Source organism: Paenibacillus validus NBRC 15382 (assembly GCF_004000985.1).
GTDB lineage: Bacteria > Bacillota > Bacilli > Paenibacillales > NBRC-103111 > Paenibacillus_G > Paenibacillus_G validus.
Genome location: NZ_BIMH01000008.1, coordinates 25,375 through 44,021, shown reverse-complemented (window position 1 = coordinate 44,021; position 18,647 = coordinate 25,375). Strand labels below are relative to the sequence as shown.

General features: G+C 53.5%; 15 protein-coding genes. 2 read left to right on the top strand and 13 right to left on the bottom strand.

The features are described 5' to 3' along the window. Positions 1–170 precede the first annotated feature (170 nt). Positions 171–554: a hypothetical protein gene (locus tag PVA01S_RS08065; RefSeq protein ID WP_054795735.1), complete on the top strand. Its 384-nt coding sequence runs from the start codon at positions 171–173 to the stop codon at positions 552–554. A 71-nt stretch (positions 555–625) separates the two neighbouring features. Then, entirely contained in the window at positions 626–832 is a 207-nt protein-coding gene (locus PVA01S_RS08060; RefSeq protein ID WP_174817568.1) for a hypothetical protein, read from the top strand. 154 nt (positions 833–986) lie between these two features. On the opposite strand, the gene pgmB is transcribed toward PVA01S_RS08060, so the two are convergent. The 13 genes from pgmB to PVA01S_RS07995 all read right to left on the bottom strand — a co-directional run bounded on the left by pgmB (position 987) and on the right by PVA01S_RS07995 (position 18,601). After that, on the bottom strand, positions 987–3,956 hold the full coding sequence (gene pgmB / locus PVA01S_RS08055) for a beta-phosphoglucomutase (RefSeq protein WP_127606678.1): 2,970 nt from the start codon (positions 3,954–3,956) through the stop codon (positions 987–989). 31 nt (positions 3,957–3,987) lie between these two features. Continuing rightward, entirely contained in the window at positions 3,988–5,328 is a 1,341-nt protein-coding gene (locus PVA01S_RS08050) for an FAD-dependent oxidoreductase (protein WP_127606676.1), read from the bottom strand. Positions 5,329–5,354: 26 nt separating this feature from the next. Then, positions 5,355–6,197: a carbohydrate ABC transporter permease gene (locus PVA01S_RS08045; RefSeq protein WP_127606674.1), complete on the bottom strand. Its 843-nt coding sequence runs from the start codon at positions 6,195–6,197 to the stop codon at positions 5,355–5,357. A 36-nt stretch (positions 6,198–6,233) separates the two neighbouring features. Next, positions 6,234–7,136 (bottom strand): carbohydrate ABC transporter permease, encoded by a 903-nt coding sequence (locus tag PVA01S_RS08040; RefSeq protein ID WP_127606672.1) that lies wholly within the window; start codon positions 7,134–7,136, stop codon positions 6,234–6,236. A gap of 163 nt (positions 7,137–7,299) precedes the next feature. Further along, positions 7,300–8,628 (bottom strand): ABC transporter substrate-binding protein, encoded by a 1,329-nt coding sequence (locus PVA01S_RS08035; RefSeq protein WP_127606670.1) that lies wholly within the window; start codon positions 8,626–8,628, stop codon positions 7,300–7,302. A 114-nt stretch (positions 8,629–8,742) separates the two neighbouring features. Then, positions 8,743–10,341, bottom strand: a complete 1,599-nt coding sequence (locus PVA01S_RS08030; RefSeq protein WP_127606668.1) for a response regulator — start codon at positions 10,339–10,341, stop codon at positions 8,743–8,745. Then, the gene (locus PVA01S_RS08025; RefSeq protein ID WP_127606666.1) at positions 10,334–12,142 is read right to left on the bottom strand and encodes a sensor histidine kinase; all 1,809 of its coding nucleotides are present in this window, start codon (positions 12,140–12,142) and stop codon (positions 10,334–10,336) included. Before PVA01S_RS08025 ends, PVA01S_RS08030 begins: the two co-directional genes overlap by 8 nt. Before the next feature lie 220 nt (positions 12,143–12,362). Further along, positions 12,363–13,934: a phospholipase D-like domain-containing protein gene (locus tag PVA01S_RS08020; protein ID WP_127606664.1), complete on the bottom strand. Its 1,572-nt coding sequence runs from the start codon at positions 13,932–13,934 to the stop codon at positions 12,363–12,365. Positions 13,935–14,359: 425 nt separating this feature from the next. Next, positions 14,360–15,160 (bottom strand): undecaprenyl-diphosphate phosphatase, encoded by an 801-nt coding sequence (locus tag PVA01S_RS08015; RefSeq protein ID WP_127606662.1) that lies wholly within the window; start codon positions 15,158–15,160, stop codon positions 14,360–14,362. After that, positions 15,160–15,897: an ABC transporter permease gene (locus PVA01S_RS08010; protein ID WP_127606660.1), complete on the bottom strand. Its 738-nt coding sequence runs from the start codon at positions 15,895–15,897 to the stop codon at positions 15,160–15,162. The genes PVA01S_RS08015 and PVA01S_RS08010 overlap by 1 nt, the downstream gene beginning before the upstream one ends. Next, a complete protein-coding gene (locus PVA01S_RS08005; RefSeq protein ID WP_127606658.1) occupies positions 15,890–16,846 on the bottom strand; it encodes an ABC transporter ATP-binding protein in 957 nt (318 codons plus the stop codon). The genes PVA01S_RS08010 and PVA01S_RS08005 overlap by 8 nt, the downstream gene beginning before the upstream one ends. Before the next feature lie 26 nt (positions 16,847–16,872). Continuing rightward, the gene (locus tag PVA01S_RS08000) at positions 16,873–17,898 is read right to left on the bottom strand and encodes a sensor histidine kinase (RefSeq protein WP_127606656.1); all 1,026 of its coding nucleotides are present in this window, start codon (positions 17,896–17,898) and stop codon (positions 16,873–16,875) included. Then, positions 17,885–18,601 (bottom strand): response regulator transcription factor, encoded by a 717-nt coding sequence (locus tag PVA01S_RS07995; RefSeq protein WP_127606654.1) that lies wholly within the window; start codon positions 18,599–18,601, stop codon positions 17,885–17,887. The genes PVA01S_RS08000 and PVA01S_RS07995 overlap by 14 nt, the downstream gene beginning before the upstream one ends. Positions 18,602–18,647: the final 46 nt, after the last annotated feature.

Here is an 18,647-nt window from a genome sequence, read left to right as displayed (position 1 = left end):
AGTATGGAGGGGCCATGCTAAATATGCGTTATGATTGGCGGGGGATGATTCATCCGATGGGAGATGGGAGATGGGAGATGGGAGATGCGAGATGCGAGATGTCAGGTGAACCAAATAGCCCACCCGGGCATACTTTATGGGGATTATCCCTATGGAAGGACGTTGAAAATATGTACAATAACCCTTGGTATCCCGTCTTCTACGGAAACCCTTATTATGCGAACAGGTCGTTCATGCCCGTCTATCCCCAACCGGATGGATCTGCTCCTTATGGAGCCGGACTCTGGAATAGCCAGATTCCTATTTCGCGGCGGGAAGTCATTATTGAACATAACCGGGTCACGATTACGGGTCCTGCCGGGCAGCAGATCGCGGAGAGAATCAGGAACGCGAGCCCCCGCTGCGCCTTGGCCTTCTTGTTCAGATGTCCCAGTGACGGAGTAGGACCCGCTCAGCCCGGACAAATGCAGACGGACGGACCCCCTACGCCCGTCACCCCTGGACCGGAAACGATGCCGGTGATCCCGATGCCGTATCCGCCCTACCGTTATTAAATGACATAAGAAAACGGGCACCCTAAAGTGCCCGTTAGCCACCCATGCCCCTCTCGGGGCACCACAGAATAATGAAAATTGAGCTCATCCATTTTATACTATTCTTACTTTCCATCATGACGATCGCTTACCATTTGCTGACCCGGCAGGAAGACTACAAAGACTTAGGGGCGGATTACTTCGAGAAGCGACACCAAGACGCCATCGTCAGACAGACCGTTCGAAAGCTTGAGAACCTTGGCTTTACCGTAACATTGGCCACACCCGAAGCATCCTAATCCATTCCCACTCAGACTAAGAAAGAAGACGCAGCTTTTTTAAAAACCGTTTAAGCTGCGCCTAGTTTCGTGTTGTCTTTTTTGAACTTACGCTATAAGTTACTTTCAAGATAGTTGTAAGGTCATGCCCTAAGCCCTGCTATGGGAGCGCGGCTTAAGCGCGTGCTTCGTAAACTTCCTTCAAGCGGCTCCAGGTGAGCTGCCCGGTGGAGGCGACCACCGTATCCGCAATGGCCAGCGTCTCCGGATGGCCGACGCCGACGGATACCATATTCGCCGCATTCACAGCTTCAAGACCCGAGAAGGCGTCCTCAATGCCGATGCAGTTCTTCGGCCGTACGCCGAGCGCCTCGGCGGCTTTCAGAAATACTTCGGGATCTGGCTTGCCCCGTTCCAAAGCCCCGGCATCGACAATGTGGTCGAAATAATCCGTGATCGCCAAAGCTTGCAGGATGGCCTGCGCGTTCCGGCTGGCCGAGGCTACCGCCATCTTGATCCCGTTGCTCTTCAATTCCTCAAGCAGCTCGGGGATGCCCGGGAGCAGATGCTCGGGCCGGATCGTGCGAATGAGCTCCTGGTACCGGCTGTTCTTGCGGGCCATGAACTGTTCCTTCTCCGTCTCGGAGTAGGTACGGCTCGCTTGCTGCAGGATCAGCTCGAGCGACGCTCTCCGGTCGACGCCCTTCAGATTCTCGTTATACGCCCGGTCGAACGGAATCCCGAGCTCGTCGGCGAGCTCTTTCCAGGCTTGGTAGTGGAACTCCGCCGTATCGGTCAGAACGCCGTCCAGATCGAAGATCACGGCTTCCAGCTGCCGGTTCGGCAAGCTGACCTTCCGATCGACACGCACCGCTTTCCCCACGTGGTGGATCGTCACAGGGACGCCCTCGACCAGCTCGTAGGTCGTTTGGTCTTTCCGGACGCTAACGGCCAGTACGCTTCCGCGGTACACCATACGGAACGTGTAGCTTGGCCAATTTGCAGGAATGACGGGTTCAAAATACAGCTCTCCGTCGTACTGTCTCATGCCGGCAAAACCTTTGACGATCATTAACCAGCCTCCGGCCATCGAAGCGGTATGAATGCCGTCCTTCACGTTCAAGTGGTAATCGTCCAGATCGACCCGCACCGTCTGCATGAAGTAATCGTACGCTTCATCCACATACCCGAGCTCGGCTCCTACAATCCCGTGAATGCACGCGGACAACGACGAATCGTGCGTGGTTAACGGCTCGTAGTACTTGTAATTCCGCTGCTTCTCCCAAGTCGTGAACCGGTTTCCCTGCAGGAACAAGGCCATGACCAAGTCGGCCTGCTTCAGCACCTGGTGCCGGTTGATGACGAGCGCATGATAATGCAGCATTAACGGATAGTTTTCTTTCGGCGTGCCTGCAAAATCCCACTTCGCCTTGGTCAGGAAGGTGTCGTCCTGGCCGATCAGCCCCTTCTCCCGATGCACGTACATATGCTCGGCGGCCTTGGCCCAGCCTTCCACTTCTTCTTCCGTGAGACCCATCGCCTGCTGAAGCTGGGCCCAGCGCTCCGGCTGCTGCGCACGCAGTTCTGCCGCTACCTTCACGGCGTATTCCAGTTGGTCCTTCACCATCACATTGGTGTACGTGTTATTGTCAATGACGGTCGTGTATTCATCCGGGCCGGTTACACCATTGATGCAGAAGCCCCGTCCTTCGATCCAATCGCCCGCATCCGCAAAGAAGCGCGACGTTTCGAACAGCATTTCGGCCCCTTCCTGATATAGAAAGGCTTGATCGCCGGTCGCTTCCACATACTTCTTGAGCGCATAGGCGATGTCCGCATTAATATGATACTGGGCGGTGCTGGCCGCATAGTAGGCCGACGTCTCCTCGCCGTCGATGGTACGCCAAGCGTAAAGCGCTCCGGCCTGGGACATCTCCGCGGCGCGATCTTTGGCCTTCGGCAAAATATGATGACGGTAGCGCAGCAGCTGCTTGGCGATATCCGGCTTCGTATATAGGAAGAACGGCAGCATATACGTCTCGGTATCCCAGAAATAATGGCCGTCATAGCCTTCGCCGGTGATCCCTTTCGCGCCGATATTCGTCCTGCCGTCACGGCCTACCGACTGCAGCAAGTGGAAAGCGTTGAAGCGCAGCGCCTGCTGAAGCGCCTCGTCGCCTTCTACGAGGATATCGGCCGTTTGCCAGAATCCGTCCAGAACCTCGCGGTGCGCTTTAGCGATAGCGTCGAATTTGGCCTTCTTGGCATCCTCCAGCTCCCGGGTCGCCTTCTCCAGCAGCTCGGCTTCCGGGTAATCCTTGGAGGAATAGTACGTGATGTACTTCTCCAGCACGACCGTCCCGTTCGCCTCCGCCATTACGTGGAACCGCTTCTCCAGCCGCTGCCCTTCCAGCCGGGTGTCCAACCGGTACGGATGGCTCAATTGATGCTCCATGCCGCAAACGAGCGAGAACTTCGTCATCTGCGTCTGTTGAAGCAGAGCGCCGAACGTATGGTTCTCATACGATTCCTTCGTCTGCAGCACTTGTCCGCCGAAGGCCGAGCCGGCACGCGGATCCCCGGAGGCGATCTGGTTCGTCACTTCTCCGTTGATCGCCGAAACGAGCTGAAGCTCCCCGGAAAAATTAAGCGGAGTCACTTCGTAGCGGATCACCGCGAGATGCTTATTCGTGAAGGAAGCGAACCGTTCCGTCCGAATCCGGACGCGCTTACCGGTTGCGGTCTCCCATACGACCGTACGGGTCATCGTGCCTTTGCGCATATCCAGCCTGCGTTCATACTGCTCATGCTTGCCCGTAAACAGGCTGAATTTTTGTCCGTCCACATAAAGCTCGATGATTTTGCCGTCCGTCACGTTCAGCATGGTCTGATGGTATTTCGCAAAGCCGTATTGACGCCCCTTGCTGTAAGCGATCGGGGAGGAATCATAAAATCCGTTCAAGTAGGTGCCGTGAAGCGAGGTCCCCTTCGGACCGTCATAGCCCTCCTCGAAGTTGCCTCTCATGCCGATGTATCCGTTGCCGACGGCAAACACCGTCTCGTCTCGTTGATTCGTCTCTGTATCGAAGGAGCTTTCCGTGATCGTCCACGGCTCGTAAGGATAGATGATATGACCTGTTCGCATCGGTTTCTCGCTGTCTCCTCTATGTTCTTCTTTAGTCTAACAGGACGCCGTCCTGACGAAGCTGCTGCTGCAGATCCTTCACATTCAATTCATGCGGGCTGACGCCCTGCTTCACCGCCATACCGGCTGCGGTTCCGGCCGCCTGCCCCGTCGCCATGCAGCTTGGGGAAAGACGCGTCGTCGCCAGCGCTTCGTGCGAAGTGGAGATGCAGCGGCCTCCCGCAAGCAAATTCGAAACCCCTTTGGCCAGCAGGCTGCGGTAAGGAATATCATAGGCGCCGTCGCCGGCGATCCAGGCCGCGGTGACGCCTTTGTTCTTCGGATCGTGGATATCGATCGGGTAGCCGCTGCGGGCAATGCAGTCCTCGAATCGGCGGCCTTCCGTCACATCCGAGATTTGCAGGCTGTACACGCCGTCCAGACGCCGCGTCTCGCGAATCCCGATCTGCGCGCCGACCTGCGAGATCGATGCTTTCTCAAACCCCGGGAGATGCTTGACCATAAAATCGGCGACCATCAGCACTTGCTTGCGGCCGAGCTCTTCCGCTTCCGTTAAATCCTCCACGCGGGTTCCGTCCAGCCCCTGCACACGCGTCGTATTGACCAGCACCTCGTCTTCGCCCGGACCGGTAAAGAAGAGCACCTGATCCCGGTTGATCGGCAGCGCCGCTTCCTTCCAGTGCTTGTAGAAGCCTTGAACCGCCGTCAGCGGCAATTGATCCAGCTCATCGATCGGCGTTTTCTTGTAAAACTCCTCCGGATGCTCGATCATGTACTGCTTGACCCGGGCCAGATCGACGCCGCGCATGCGAAACTTCATCGTCATCGGCTGGGTGAGCTGATCCTCATCCCGGCCTTTCAGAATCGGCGCACCGGCCAGGTAAGCGACATCCGCGTCGCCGCTCGTGTCGATGAACATCTTCGCTTTCACGTCGATCTTGCCGGATTTCGAGGTGAGCCGAACCGATTCGATCCGTTCGTCCTTCACCGTCACGTCGTCCACAAAGCTATGCAGCAGCAGCTTCACGCCGGCCTCGCGAAGCATATCCAGCACAAGCACCTTATAAATTTCCGGATCATACGGTGTGATCGTGCTGACGAACCCGCAAGTATCCCGAACGTGTCCCGGAGAGGCGTTCAGCGCCATCAGGCGGTCGATGATTTCTTGGGCGATCCCGGCGATCACCTGTTTCCCGTCCATCGTATGATAGGTCATCCAGGGATACACGAGCGCGATCGTCGACATCCCTCCCAAAAATCCGTATCTCTCGATGAGCAGCGTCCGCGCACCGCTTCGTCCGGCTGCAATGGCCGCGTTGATTCCTGCCGGCCCTCCGCCGACGACAACAATATCCGTTTCGATAGTTTGCATGTAGAAGCAGCTCCTTTTCGTATGCCTTATCCCTTAATTCCCGAGCTGGCGATCCCTTCGATAAACCATTTCTGGAATATCGACACAATGGCGATCAGCGGCAGCAGCGCGGAAACGGAAGCGGCCATAATTAACGTATAGTTCGTACTGTTCTCGTCCACGTAGTTCGTGAGCGCGAGCGGGATCGTATACAGTTTGTTGTCTCTAAGAAAAATAAGCGGATTCTCGTACTCGTTCCAGTGCCAGGTGAACGTAAGGATCAGCAGTGTCACTAGAGCGGGCTTGGTCAGCGGCAGCGAAATTTGCCAGAACATCCGCCAGTAGCCGGCGCCGTCCACCTTCGCAGCCTCCAGCAATTCATTCGGCAGCGTGCTGAAAAACTGACGCATGATGAACGTGCCAAGCACCGTGAACATGCCAGGCAGAATCAGCGACAAGTGCGTATTGAGCATGCCCAGCTTATCGAACAGGATAAACCGCGGCACCAGCAAAATCTGGCCGGGAATAATCATCGTGGCCAGGTAAAGGACGAATAAGAAATCACGTCCCTTGAATTTCAGCTTGGCGAAGGCAAACCCGGCGAGCGCGCTTGTAATGAGACATCCGCCTACCGTGATCGCGGTAATTTTGACGGAGTTCCAATAGTAGAGCAGGAACGGGTACTTGCCGAACCAAACCTCTTTGTAATTGTCGAGCACGAATCGCTCCGGAATCCAATCGATCGGGTATTTAAAAATATCAGCTGGCAGCTTGAAGGAAGATGAGATCATCCACAGGAAGGGCGTGACCATGACCACGGCCAACGCCGTGAAGATCACCGTCATGACCAGCTTCAGGCCGACCTCTCTCATTTTTAATGTCGTATTCATGGGATGTGCGCTCCTTTACCGGTTACTCGGAAGTTGTTAGAACTGATCTTGCCATTTTTTCTGTTCCCGCCACTGCAGCATGGTGATCACGAAGATAATCAGGAACAAGACCCAGGACATGGCGGCGGCGTAGCCCATTTCGTAATATTGGAACGCCTGAACGTAAATGTGATAGGCGAGCACCATCGTCGAGTTCAGCGGCCCCCCCTTGGTCATAACGGCCACGGCCGCGAATACCTGGAAGGTCGAGATGATCAGCGTCACGGCGATCAGGAAGCTCGTAGGCTTCAACATCGGAATCGTGATTTTGAAGAAGCTTTTCACGCCTGTAGCTCCATCGATCGAAGCCGCTTCGTACAAATCCTTGGGCACCCCTTGAAGGCCGGCCATGTAGAGCACCATCGTATAGCCCGTATACGTCCATACGACCATGATGATGATCGCTGTCAGCGACCAATCGGGACTGGCGAGCCAGCCGGGCAAGTTCTCGACGCCTAACGAACGAAGCGCTCCGTTAATCGGTCCGTTCGCCGGGTTGTACATAACGCTCCACACGATCGAGATCGCTACGATACTGCTTACATAGGGCAGGAAGAACAACACGCGGAGGAAATTTTTCAAATAGACGAACTTGTTCAGAATGACCGCAATGACAAGACCGATAGCCATCGCCGCGGGCACCGTCACCGCCGTAAAGATGAAATTGTTTTTCAGGGACTGCAGGAAATACTCGTCGGTCATCAGCTTTTTGAAGTGCGCCAAGCCGACCCACTCGATGCCTGAGAAGCCCATCATGTAATCCCAGTCAATAAAGACCATGACCAGACTGAATAAAAGCGGAAACACGACAAATAAAAAGACCCCGAGAAAGTTAGGCAGGATAAACAGATAGCCCGCCAGATTCTCCTTGAAGTTTTGTTGGTTAAATCTACTTTTCACGTGAAGTCACCCTCTTTTCTTGATGCTCTCATTGTAAGAGACCCGGCCCCCGGACAGAATGGCGAAAGCTTTGCACTTTAAGGGTGATTCTTGGTTCGGGTCATGAGAAAAACGCCCCCATCCTAAGATAGGGGCGTTCGTCGGCACGCTTATGGGCGCAGCCTTATTTCTTCTCCGATTGAATAGCCTTGTCGGCGCGGGACTTCAAGGCTTCCATCGTTTTGTCGATGTCCTGCACGTTCATGAAGAACTTCTCGGATTCTTCCCGGAGAATCGTGTTCAGCTGCGGGAATGCGACCGAGTTGAACCGCGTTGCAAAGGTCAGGTTGCCCTTGATCAGCGCCGTCAACGATTCTTTATCAATGATCTTCTCATCTTGTCCGATGATCAGCTCTGTAATTTTGTTAAAGTCTGCTTTCTTGTTCGTCGGGATGCGTCCGCCGGCAACCATATCCATGTTGCCTTCCTGCAGGTACCAAGCCATGAACTTGAACGCCGCTTCCTTGTTGGCGCTGTTCTTGTTAATGGACATGAAGTCGTTCACACCGCCGTTGTTGACGTTCGTCCCCTTCGCAAACTGCGGAGTAGGAGCGAAAGCTACCGCGAAGTCGCGCGGATATTTGGCCGTGTCCTTGATCGTGCGGAGCATGTACGTGCCGCCGTAAACCATCGCGGCTTTGCCCGTCAGAAGCTCGTTCGCCGGATCCAGCTTGTTGGCTACGCCTTCCGCCCAAGGCACCATGGAGCCCTGGTCATACAACGCTTTTTGCAGCTCCAAGCCTTTTTTCACAGCAGGGTGGTTGAAGTTGGACAGCCCGTCCGCCGTATAGAAAGCATCCTTCGGCTGTACGGTCGCCAGCGCGAATTTGCTGATAAACAAGTCGGAGCCCGGCGTAATGAAGCTGCCCTTCCGTCCGTCCTTCGTCAGCTTTTGAGCCAGCGCTACATACTCGTCCCACGTCCACTCGGCAGGCACCTTGACACCGGCTTCATCAAGAGCTTTCTTGTTGATGACGATCATGTCGATAATCTTGTTCGCCGGCAAATAGTGGATTTGATCCTTGAATTTCTGGATGTTCTCCATGCCGATGATCTCTTCGACATTGAAATTTTCTTTCTTGATCAGCTCGTCAAGCGGAGCTGTCATGCTCGCATTCAGGCGGCGGTTCAGGTTGGCCTCCCCGTAGCTGACGAAAATATCCGGAGCGTCGGACTGCGTCATCAATGCCGTATCCAGCTTCGTATTGCCTGAATCGTCGTTGACGTAGCGAACATATTCCATTTGAATATCCGGATGGCTTTGGTTCCACTTGTCAATCACGGCTTTCGGCCCGTTCTCTTCCGGAACGGCGCCCCACATGCGCAGTTTCACCGCTTTCTTCTCGCCGTTTGCGCCGCTGTTCGCTTGCGTATCGGTATTGCTTCCGCAACCGCTAACAATTAAGGACGCGGACATGACAACGGCAGCCGTACCCATAACCCATTTTTTCATAGCTTGAACCCCTCCATGGTGTATGCTTTAGCTTTCGAACCTCAGCTTAACAAAGATGGACCTGCGGCAGAAGGGGTGATTCCTGCTAAAAACCGTCTCATTCTTGGTTGCTGCTTATTTACGGCCCAGCACCGTTTTGCGGTATTCCAGCGGATGAATGCCCTCCACTTTTTTAAATAGCTTGCTGAAATAGTTCGTATCGGTATACCCGACCTTCTCCGCAATCTCGTACACTTTGTAGTGCTGGTCCTTCAGCAGCTCCCTCGCTTTATCCATCCGGATCCGGGTTATGAAGTCCATGATGGTTTCCCCGGTTTCCCGTTTAAACAGCACGCTCAAATAGTTCTCCGTAAACCCGATTTCCTTAGCCAGCTCCGATACTTTCAGCGGTTCGTCGTAATGCTCGCGAATTCGCTGTACGACCGCTGCAATCTCCGGTCTCCACTGCTGCGTAGCCAGCGTCTTGTAATATTGAAAATATCCGCCTATCCATCCGCAAAACCACGCGTAAAGCTCCTCCAGCGTTTCGATCTGGCGAACGGCGTGCAGCGGATACCGGTTCCGGTGCGGAGGCACGGCGTATAAATCGCCTTTCAGCGGGCGCAATCCGTGACCGAAAATGTGGACGAGCTCTACCCATTCCTCGCGCAGCATATCCGGGCTCCGGAAAGGCCCTTCGCGCAGGCTGTCCGTCCACTGGTCCAACAGCGCGAGCACCGCGGCTTCATCCTGCTTCTCAATCAGCTGGATCCATTGCTCTTGCGTCCATGGAACGTGTGTCTCCAGGGGACTCGCATATTGCAGCGAATCGAAAGCGATGATACCGCCCATCCCCCGGTAAAACCGGTGCTCCAGCGCTGTCTTGGCTTGGAGATAGCCGGTGTACAGCTCATCGGTCGACATCAGCGAATCGGAGTAACCCACACTCACGGAAAGCTTCAGGAACGTGCGGACCGCCTCCTGCATTTCAAGCAGCATGTCCGCTTCCATATAATCGGTGATGACCGCAAACCGGCCGCCCTCGATTTCCACCAGCTCGCCGTCGTCGTATTTGCGCAATATTTCGGTCAGAATGTTGGCCACGGTATAAGTCAGCAGCTTCTCGGACTGGAAATTATTTTCCTCCAGCACCTCCTCATAAGCGTCCAGCTGGAGGTTCACAATACGGTAGGGGGGGTTGAGCGCCGGTATGTGAAATTCCGCGAAGGTGGCCCGGATCTCCCCCGGCGTGCACTGCTTGGTCAGCAGATCCCTCATCCGTTTCTCTTTCACTTCCTTGCCGTACAAGTGTGCCTGCATCTCCAGCCGCGTCGCTGCCGTGGCGGTCAGCCGCTGTGCCTCAATCTCTTCCTTCAGCCGGACCAGCTTGGCCAAGAGCTCCTCAGGCTCCATGGTCAGCTTCAGGATATAATCGACAGCGCCCAGCCGCAGCGCCTTCTGGACGTATTCAAAATCGTTATGGCTGGAAAGAATCAGGCACTTGGCCGCAGGAAACTTTTCCTTGATGCGTTCGATCAGCTGCAGCCCGTCACAACCGGGCATCCGAATGTCCGTCAGCACGATATCGCAAGGGGTCCGCTCCATGATCGCCAGAGCCTCATTCCCGTCCGAGGCTTCCCCGACGAGTCGAAACCCGTTATCCTCCCAAGGAATGATTGTTTTCAATCCGATCCGGACCAAAATTTCGTCGTCCGCAATCAACACGTTAATCATGCTGCGCCGCCTCCTTTGCAAGCGGAAGAGTGACCGTCACGGTCGTCCCTTTACCAGGTACACTACTTAGGTGGAGCCCATGTCCGGGTCCGAAATGCATCGCGATCCGCTCGTGCACATTCCGGATGCCGATGCCGGTCGATTTGGCATGGGACGGCGCTCCGTCCGTGAACAGGCGTTCGAGCTGGTCAGGCTCCATCCCTTGTCCGTTATCGGAAATCGACAGCACCAGCTTGTCCCCTTCCTCATGGGCGGTGATGGAAACCTTCAGCGGGGTACGATTCCCGTGAATGATACTGTTCTCCACAATCGGCTGCAGCGTAAATTGAAGAATTCCGCAAGACATGAGCCGCTCCGGCACGTCGACGTGAACGTGAATATTATCGTGAAAGCGCAGCTTTTGCAAATCCATATACATCTCCAGATGACTCAGCTCTTCACGCAGCGTCGTCCGCTCCCGATCCGCTCTCATCGAGATTTCAAGCAGCTTGCCAAGCTTTGTAATCATCTGGCTGACGTGCTGCGCCCCGGAAAGCATCGCTGACCACTTGATGGAATTCAGCGTATTGAACAGGAAATGGGGATTGATCTGCGCCTGGAGCGCTTGAAACCTCGCTTCCTCCTTGCGCCGCTGCTCCTCGGACAGCCTCAGGATCAGATCGTCGAGTCTTCCGACCATCTCATTGAAGCGCAAGCCAAGCTGAGACACCTCATCCGACCCGCGAACGGAAACCCGGGAGGAGAAGTCCCCTTGTCCAACCCGGTCCATCGAATGCAGCAGCCGCCCGATCCGTTTGGCAAACTGCAGCATCACAAGCGCAAACGCACACGTGAAAATCAAGAACCAAACAAGCAGCCAAAGCAGCGATTGATTTTTGATCTGTCCCAGACGCGATTGCAGCTCCTCTTCGGGGGCCAATTGCACCGCGGTCCACCCCAGATGCGGCATGAACGCCTCATTCAACGCAAAGCGCTGTCCTTCGGCTTGAATGCTTCGGTATTCCTCTTGGCGGGAAAGCGTGTTCGCCCGAAGGGCCAGACTCACGACCTCCTGCGGCAGATCAGGCCCCCGCTGGTCGAGCAGCTGCCCGTCCTTCTTGATCAGCAGCGTCGCCTGGTCTGTCCCCGGGGCATTCCCCGGGAGGATGCCCGTCCCCATCGGGGACGGCAGCCCAATCAACAAAAGCCCTGCCGCTTTGCCGTCCGAGCTGTCTTTAATCAGCCGGGACATCAGGAACAGCGAGCTCTCTTCCGCAGCCTGCGACGGAGGAAGGAGCGTTCCCTGATACGCGAGCTGCCAGTAGGGCCAGCCTTCTAATCGAAGAGTCTCCTGGACCCAGGCTTCCTTCTGGAGCTGCTCGTACAGCCCCGACTCCTCGGAACCGGGCGCTGTGGACAAGACATGTCCGCCAAAGTCCAGCAAAGCGACCACCGCATTGCTGTCGAGCAGAATGTCGCGAATATTCATCAGCTTCTTTTGAACCGACGTAAATCGCTGGAACGACGGATAATCGGTCATCCAGCCCTGCCGGTCTTTCATCTGCAAATAAGCAGCCACTTCGGTATCGTTGACGATCAAATGAGAGGCGTTGAGCATCCGCTCAGCCGTCCCGTCGATGCTGCTTGCCGTATGGCGAACCGCTTCCTGACGGCTCTGATTCACTTCGCGGCGCACGACCTCCTGGCTGGATACATATACGTTATAGATGATAATGGTGATAGGAATAAAGATGAGCAGGATAAAGGAAAGTATGATTTTTCCCCGAATTGAAGATAGCGGCGATTTTATCCACCGGAGCATGCAGGGTATCCTCCTCTCCGCGATTCACGTTAACGTGGTACGGGATCAACTTTGTAATATAGCATATCCTTCATTCGATGAAAATGAACATATCTTGGCGCTTTGAGGAAAATTCTTGCTAACCGCACCATAAACCGCAGCCCGTGCGACCCATGTACCTTCTGAAACGCAAAGAAGTCCCGACGCATACATCGGGACATGCCGGCTGCCATTCGATTCATTAAAAATCGAAGTACGCGCTTCTCTTATGTTGGATAAGAACAAGATCTTCCGAATAGGTAGCGCCTTCCGATCTCGTACCGTCCACAAACTCGCCCTTAAAGGAGAGGAAGTTAAAGCTGCCATCCACGAAATACCGATTGTCGCAGATGAGCAATTTCTGGTGGGTCTGGCCGTACTTCATTTTGAATAAATCGCCGTACCTGCTAAACTTCTTGACCAAACTGGCGGCCAAGGGGACGGTTTCGTCCGGTTTTCCATATTGGCGGGAGGAGGGGTCGCTAATTCCGTACAAAATCTTAATGCGAACTCCCCGCTTCAGGGCTTCTTCCAGCATGCGAATAAAATCGGCGTCGACGACTTTTTTGGTAATCCAAGGGCTGATGATGTTGATTTCTTCCTTCGCCTCCTTCAAGGCAGCAAGGAAGATCTCGCGGATCTCGTGATTTTTAAGCGAACGCTGCTTGGGCAGCGCCCGTTCCTCTTTAATGGTGGCGATCACTTCTTTCTTAAGCGCAGCTACGATTTCTTTCATGTCCACTTCAGGCTTTGGACCGGGGGTCGCTTTCCTCTGCCTTTTTACCGGCTCAGGCTTCGGTCTTTCTGCCGGAGCCTTGCGCGTGATGCTGGCGGCGCGGGCAATCTTCGGCTTATGATCGCTTGCCAAATCGGCGAGCGCCTCTTCCAGCAACGCGATGCCGCTAACCTGCTGTAAACGCTGGACATGAACAGGCTCCAGGTTCAATCCTTGAATAAAGGTCCCGTCCAAATCAAAAAATTGAATCGATTCGTCCTGCTGCAGTTCCTCTAAGCCCACTTCCGATTCGATAAACTGCCTCGCCTGCAAGGCGTAATGCGCGTTGATCTCGAAGAAGGCCGGGAGCTCGATAAAGGGCTTGATCGCCTGCATATACATGCTTCGTCTCTCCGCCGCTTCCTTCGCAGAGGGCTTGCCGTACGTATCTAAGACGAAATAGATCGGTTTATTACCGTTCGTTTTACCGAATCCCTTCGCCTGCAGCTTCTCGATATAGTCGGTCAACATGTCCGTAGAACGGAAATATCCCCAGCTCATGTTTAGAATAATTAGCACCATGTCCGCGCCTGTAAGGTCCGGCAAACGGTAAAAGTCGACCTCTTCGTCTGAATCGGGATATGTAATATGAGCCTCTTTATGTGTTGTCCATAAGTTAATGTTACCCATCAAGGCAAATTCAATCCCGTTTACTAAAGAAGCACGGGTCCACTGGATGCCTATCTCCTCGTAGCTATACGAAAGGGTTATATCCCCTATGGTCAATCCCTTTGCGCCAAGCTTCTCATGCAGCAAGTCCCGCAGATCGTTCGGATGCATCCGCCTGCCTTTCGGCGGATAGGTTTCTACGGGCAGCCCCTGATACTGGTGATGCGTGATCTGTAAGGCCGGCCGCTGCGAATGTTGGATAAGAATCCCATTGCCATGTATATTTTTATCCGGCAGCAGCCTGTAGCCTAGCAGCGCATTCATGACTCTTGCCGTAGTTTCCTCTTCAACCCCCAGAACGGCGACTCTATAATTCGCTCCCGCTTCCATATATGCATATCCCCTCCGTGTGATTAGTACTGCAACCCCGTAATTTTGACAGCAGGGAAGGTCATGTCATCATCGAGAGCGGCTTGCTCCCGGAAGCCCCGGACATCCTCCACAATGGCGGCAGCCAAAAAAGCGAGGAAGCGACAACACCCATCCTTGAATGCCCGTCATAAATAACACTATAGGCCACAGTTTTACCAATCTTTTCACCCGCCACGAATAGTCGTCTGACCATGAGCTTTACTTCTACTATAGCAGATTTGCATAGTGCTGTGGGCGTAGTTCTTGAGACTAATAACGTGTGCATGAAAAAGCCGAGCGGAATCAGGATACAAGGTCTGAAACCAGCTCGGCTCTTGGCCATACTAAGCAAGCAAATCCGGAAATTAGAGGAAAAAAGCCCCTGATCGGAGCCCTCAAGTGCCTTACATGACAAAGATATAGAACACCGCCGCAAGCACGAAGCGATACAGCGCGAACCACTCCAATTTAAGCCGTTTGATCAGATTCAGGAACGTGACCACCGCGATCATCGCCACGATAAAGGCAGCAATGAAACCGATCAGGAACAGAATTAACGCATCTGCGGTTAACAACTCCCGGCTGTCGTACATGTCCAGCACCGTTGCGCCGAGCATGACCGGGACGGAGATGATGAACGTAAAGTCCGCGGCCGCTTTCTGGCTGGTGCCGAGCAGCAGCCCGCCCGATATCGTCGATCCCGATCTCGAGAACCCGGGCCAGAGCGCGAAGCATTGGAATAATCCGATGCCGAGCGCTTGCTTGTAGGTAATGTCGTCGGTATTCTCGGCGGTTACCTTTCGTCCGAGCCGTGCGGCTGCGATCATCAGGATGCCGCCGGCGACTAAACCGATCAGGACAGGAGCGGGTCCGAACAAATAGCGTTTGATGTAGTCTTTAAAGATCAGATAAACGATTAAAGCGGGAATCATGGCAATCATCATGTGAATCGCATTCAATTTGTTTTTGGTCGAGAAATTGAAGGTCAGAAGATCCTTTGCAATATCCATATACCTTGTCCAATACAGCACAAGGACGGCCATCACCGCTCCCAGCTGAATCACGATCTTGAACGTGGTCGCGGCACCTCCTTCAAAGCCCAGGAGAGCACCGGCCAAAATTAAGTGACCCGTAGACGAGACCGGGAGAAATTCCGTTAATCCTTCCACAATTCCTAATATAATGGCGCTAATCATTTCTGGCATTAATGAATGTCCGCCTTTCTGAAGTAGGTAAGGGTGGCAACGAATCCGATGATCGAGATAGCCCCAATGACCATATAAGAATATGCCGGCGGGTAAGCCTGCAGAAGCGTACCGTGCGCGATATCGAATGCGGCTGTCCAGGGGATCAATCCTTTATATTCCGAATTCGAGCCCATCACATTGATCAACGTGATGACGATGGTCGCGATAATCGTGGGCACATAGTTTTTCAGTACGATGGCGATCAGGATCAGGGGGGTCGACAGCATCGAGAGAAATGCGCCGGTAATCATAAATTTCCGCAAAGACTCCACGAGTAACGAGGCGCTTAACCCTTCGAACTGCCCGACTACGCCCAGCAGCAGCGTCAGCCCCCATGCAAGCAAACTCAGCAGCATGATCCACATGAACAAGAGGAGCATCTTGCTCAACATGAGGCTGGTCCTTGAGACGGGGATCGTTAACAGATTTTTCAGGGTATCCTCCATATATTCACGGTTAAAGAGATACGCGGTGACGACCCCATACAGGGGAACTCCTATTAATAACACCGTATACAAATGGGAATTGAACAACAGCTCCTGAAAAGGAACAACCCGCGTCGGTTCTTTCGTCTTGATATGGATATACGTGGAAACGACGACCATAAACGGCGCCACCGCAGCGCCGATCACGCTTAACAGAAACATCCTGGAGCGCTTCAGCTTCAAGAGCTCCGTATATAACAGATCAACCAATGGCGCCGCCTCCCACCAACTTCGCAAAATAATCTTCCAGCCTGTCTTCGCTGAGCACGATCCTCGATACTTCAATCTCGTGCTGCACCAACACTCGATTGATCTGCCCCTGCTGCCCCAGATGAGAATAGACGCGGATACGGCCTTCATCATGCACTTCATAGTCATGGATATGGAAGTGATTTTCCAGCAGCATGGCCGCTCTATTGTCGTTGGATACCTGGAACTCCACATATTTGCGATTGATTTGCCGGAGCTGATCCATCGCCATCTCCTCGAGAAGCTTCCCTTGATGAATAATGCCCATACGATCCGCCAGCTGTTCAATCTCCGATAAAATATGGCTGGAAATCAAGATCGTAATCTTTCTTTCTGCGGCCAGCGATTTAATGAGCCTTCGCATCTCCTTGATGCCGATCGGGTCCAGTCCGTTCGTAGGCTCATCGAGGATCAGCAGCTCCGGATAATGGAGAAGCGCTCTCGCTATACCCAGCCGCTGCTTCATCCCCAGGGAATAGTTCCCCACCAGCTTCCTGGTTTCGTCCTGCAGTCCTACAACCTCCAGCGTTTCGTCAATCGCATGTTTCTTGTGGACACCCATAATTTTGGCATTAATCAGCAGGTTTTCCCTGGCCGTAAGGTTCCCATAAAACCCGGGCACTTCAACGATGGACCCGATTCTGCGTAAAATCTCCTTGTGCTTCGCGAACAGATTTTCCCCGAAAATTTCGATTTGACCGCTGGTCGGCTTGATCAAGCCGACGAGCATGCGGATCGTAGTCGTCTTGCCCGCACCGTTACGGCCGAGAAAGCCGTAGATTTCGCCTTGCCTCACCGTCATATTCACATGATCGACCGATTTCTGATTGCCGTAAATTTTAGTCAGATCGGTAGTTCGGATAACGACGCTTATGATATGAAACCTCCTTCTATTAGCTAATGGTTCCATTATAAGAGGAAGAGTTTAACTGCTTCTTATTTAATTTTTAACTGTTTCTTAAATGCAATGCCGAACGTCGTCTTGTCCCACGGTGTACTTTCCACCCCTATCCTGCCGCCATTCTTCTCTACCAGAGCTCTGGCAATGGCAAGCCCCAGTCCGCTGCCTCCGCCCGCCGGGTTCCTGGATGGATCGCTTCGGTACATTCTTTCGAACACATTCGCAAGATCGGCCTGGGGAATACCGGGGCCCCGATCCCAAACTAGCAGCTGGTATTCATGGGCGGTTTCTGCAAGCTCGATCCCCAATACGTTCCCGTCCTTTCCATAGCAGATGGCATTCTTGACGATATTGCCGATGATTCGCATCACGCTTAGACGATCTGCGAGGATAGGGCAATGCTCGTCCGGAATACGGACATGCAGCTCCATTCCCATTTTTTTCAGCTCCGGCAAAAATGCGATTAGCGATTCCCTGATGATTTCCGCAAAATCAAGGGCTTCCTCCAGTTGGGGCATTTCATCCGCATCCAGCTTCGCCATCGTAAATATTTCATCGATTAGTTCCTTCAAGCCGTTAGATTTCCTGGACAGGATAGCAAGGTATTCCTGTTTCTCTTGTTCGGAAATCGCGATCTCATCCTGCAAGGCATCTACATAGCCTATAATCGATGTAAGCGGAGTCCGGATATCATGCGAAATACTGGACAGCAGGCGTCTTCTTGCCGTCTGGGATTGGACCGCCGCGATTTGAACGTTCTCCAGCTGCTCGATTAATGCATTGACCGAAAAAATCACTTCATTCCATACCCGGTCGTCCTTGGCCAATAATCTTGTCTTCACATTCCCGGTCACAGCCCGCCTTAGCTCCGCAGTCATATGCTTGAGTCCGGTGCGGGAACGGAGCCTGATGAAGATAAGAAATCCCGTTGTCACGCCAAGCGCGGCAACTAACCCCCCGCTGAGCATCCCGGACGTAACGTCATGGAATTGCAGGATCGCCAGCCCGGCGATGACGATCAATTGAACGATAAGCAGCGAGATCTGCTCACGATGATACATCTGGATCACCTGTAAATTTGTATCCAATTCCCCAAACCGTTTGAATCCATTGCGGATTGGAGGGATCGGCCTCGATTTTCTTCCGGAGCTTTCGGATGTGCACCATCACCGTATTATCGTCTTCGATGTAATGGCTGTCCCACACATGGCGAAAGAGCTGTGTCTTGGTAAATACTTGTTCGGGGTGGGAAACGAAGAACTTCAGCAGTTCAAACTCTTTGGCCGTTAGCGCGATCTCTTCTCCGCCGACATGGACGGCGTATTTCTTAAGATCGACCGAGATGCCCTTGTACCTGATCATGGTTTTCTCTTGCGCGATCCCCTCGCTGCCCAGAATCAAAAATCTCCTCAGCAGCGCTTTCACTCTGGCGACCACTTCCCCCATGCTGAAAGGCTTGGTGATGTAATCATCCGCGCCTATGCCCAGGCCTAAAATTTTCTCGCTCTCCTGGTCCTTGGCGGTAAGCATCAGAATGGGAACGTTGGTTTGGTTTCGAAGTCTTCTGCACACCTCGATCCCGTCTATCTTGGGCATCATGAGATCCAATATGACAAGGTTATAGCTGTTGTTATCGAACAGACGAAGGGCTTCTTCTCCATTTACCGCAACATCTGCCCTGTATAACTCCCGCTCCAAATATTTCTTCAATAAATCGCTAATTTCCCGGTCATCCTCGGCTATGAGCACGCGAATGTCTTCCATACTTCACCTTCCTCTTTAACATTTCAATTCGCCCTACTCGCCCAAT

Excerpts from the sequence above, each read along its gene's own strand:
- PVA01S_RS08000 (WP_127606656.1), bottom strand. The coding sequence starts at position 17,898 with ATGTATCATCGTGAGCAGATCTCGCTGCTTATCGTTCAATTGATCGTC.
- PVA01S_RS08065 (WP_054795735.1), top strand. The coding sequence starts at position 171 with ATGTACAATAACCCTTGGTATCCCGTCTTCTACGGAAACCCTTATTAT.
- PVA01S_RS08060 (WP_174817568.1), top strand. The coding sequence starts at position 626 with ATGAAAATTGAGCTCATCCATTTTATACTATTCTTACTTTCCATCATG.
- PVA01S_RS08035 (WP_127606670.1), bottom strand. The coding sequence starts at position 8,628 with ATGAAAAAATGGGTTATGGGTACGGCTGCCGTTGTCATGTCCGCGTCC.
- pgmB (WP_127606678.1), bottom strand. The coding sequence starts at position 3,956 with ATGCGAACAGGTCATATCATCTATCCTTACGAGCCGTGGACGATCACG.
- PVA01S_RS08020 (WP_127606664.1), bottom strand. The coding sequence starts at position 13,934 with ATGGAAGCGGGAGCGAATTATAGAGTCGCCGTTCTGGGGGTTGAAGAG.
- PVA01S_RS08025 (WP_127606666.1), bottom strand. The coding sequence starts at position 12,142 with ATGCTCCGGTGGATAAAATCGCCGCTATCTTCAATTCGGGGAAAAATC.
- PVA01S_RS07995 (WP_127606654.1), bottom strand. The coding sequence starts at position 18,601 with ATGGAAGACATTCGCGTGCTCATAGCCGAGGATGACCGGGAAATTAGC.
- PVA01S_RS08050 (WP_127606676.1), bottom strand. The coding sequence starts at position 5,328 with ATGCAAACTATCGAAACGGATATTGTTGTCGTCGGCGGAGGGCCGGCA.
- PVA01S_RS08045 (WP_127606674.1), bottom strand. The coding sequence starts at position 6,197 with ATGAATACGACATTAAAAATGAGAGAGGTCGGCCTGAAGCTGGTCATG.
- PVA01S_RS08015 (WP_127606662.1), bottom strand. The coding sequence starts at position 15,160 with ATGCCAGAAATGATTAGCGCCATTATATTAGGAATTGTGGAAGGATTA.
- PVA01S_RS08005 (WP_127606658.1), bottom strand. The coding sequence starts at position 16,846 with ATGGAACCATTAGCTAATAGAAGGAGGTTTCATATCATAAGCGTCGTT.
- PVA01S_RS08030 (WP_127606668.1), bottom strand. The coding sequence starts at position 10,341 with ATGATTAACGTGTTGATTGCGGACGACGAAATTTTGGTCCGGATCGGA.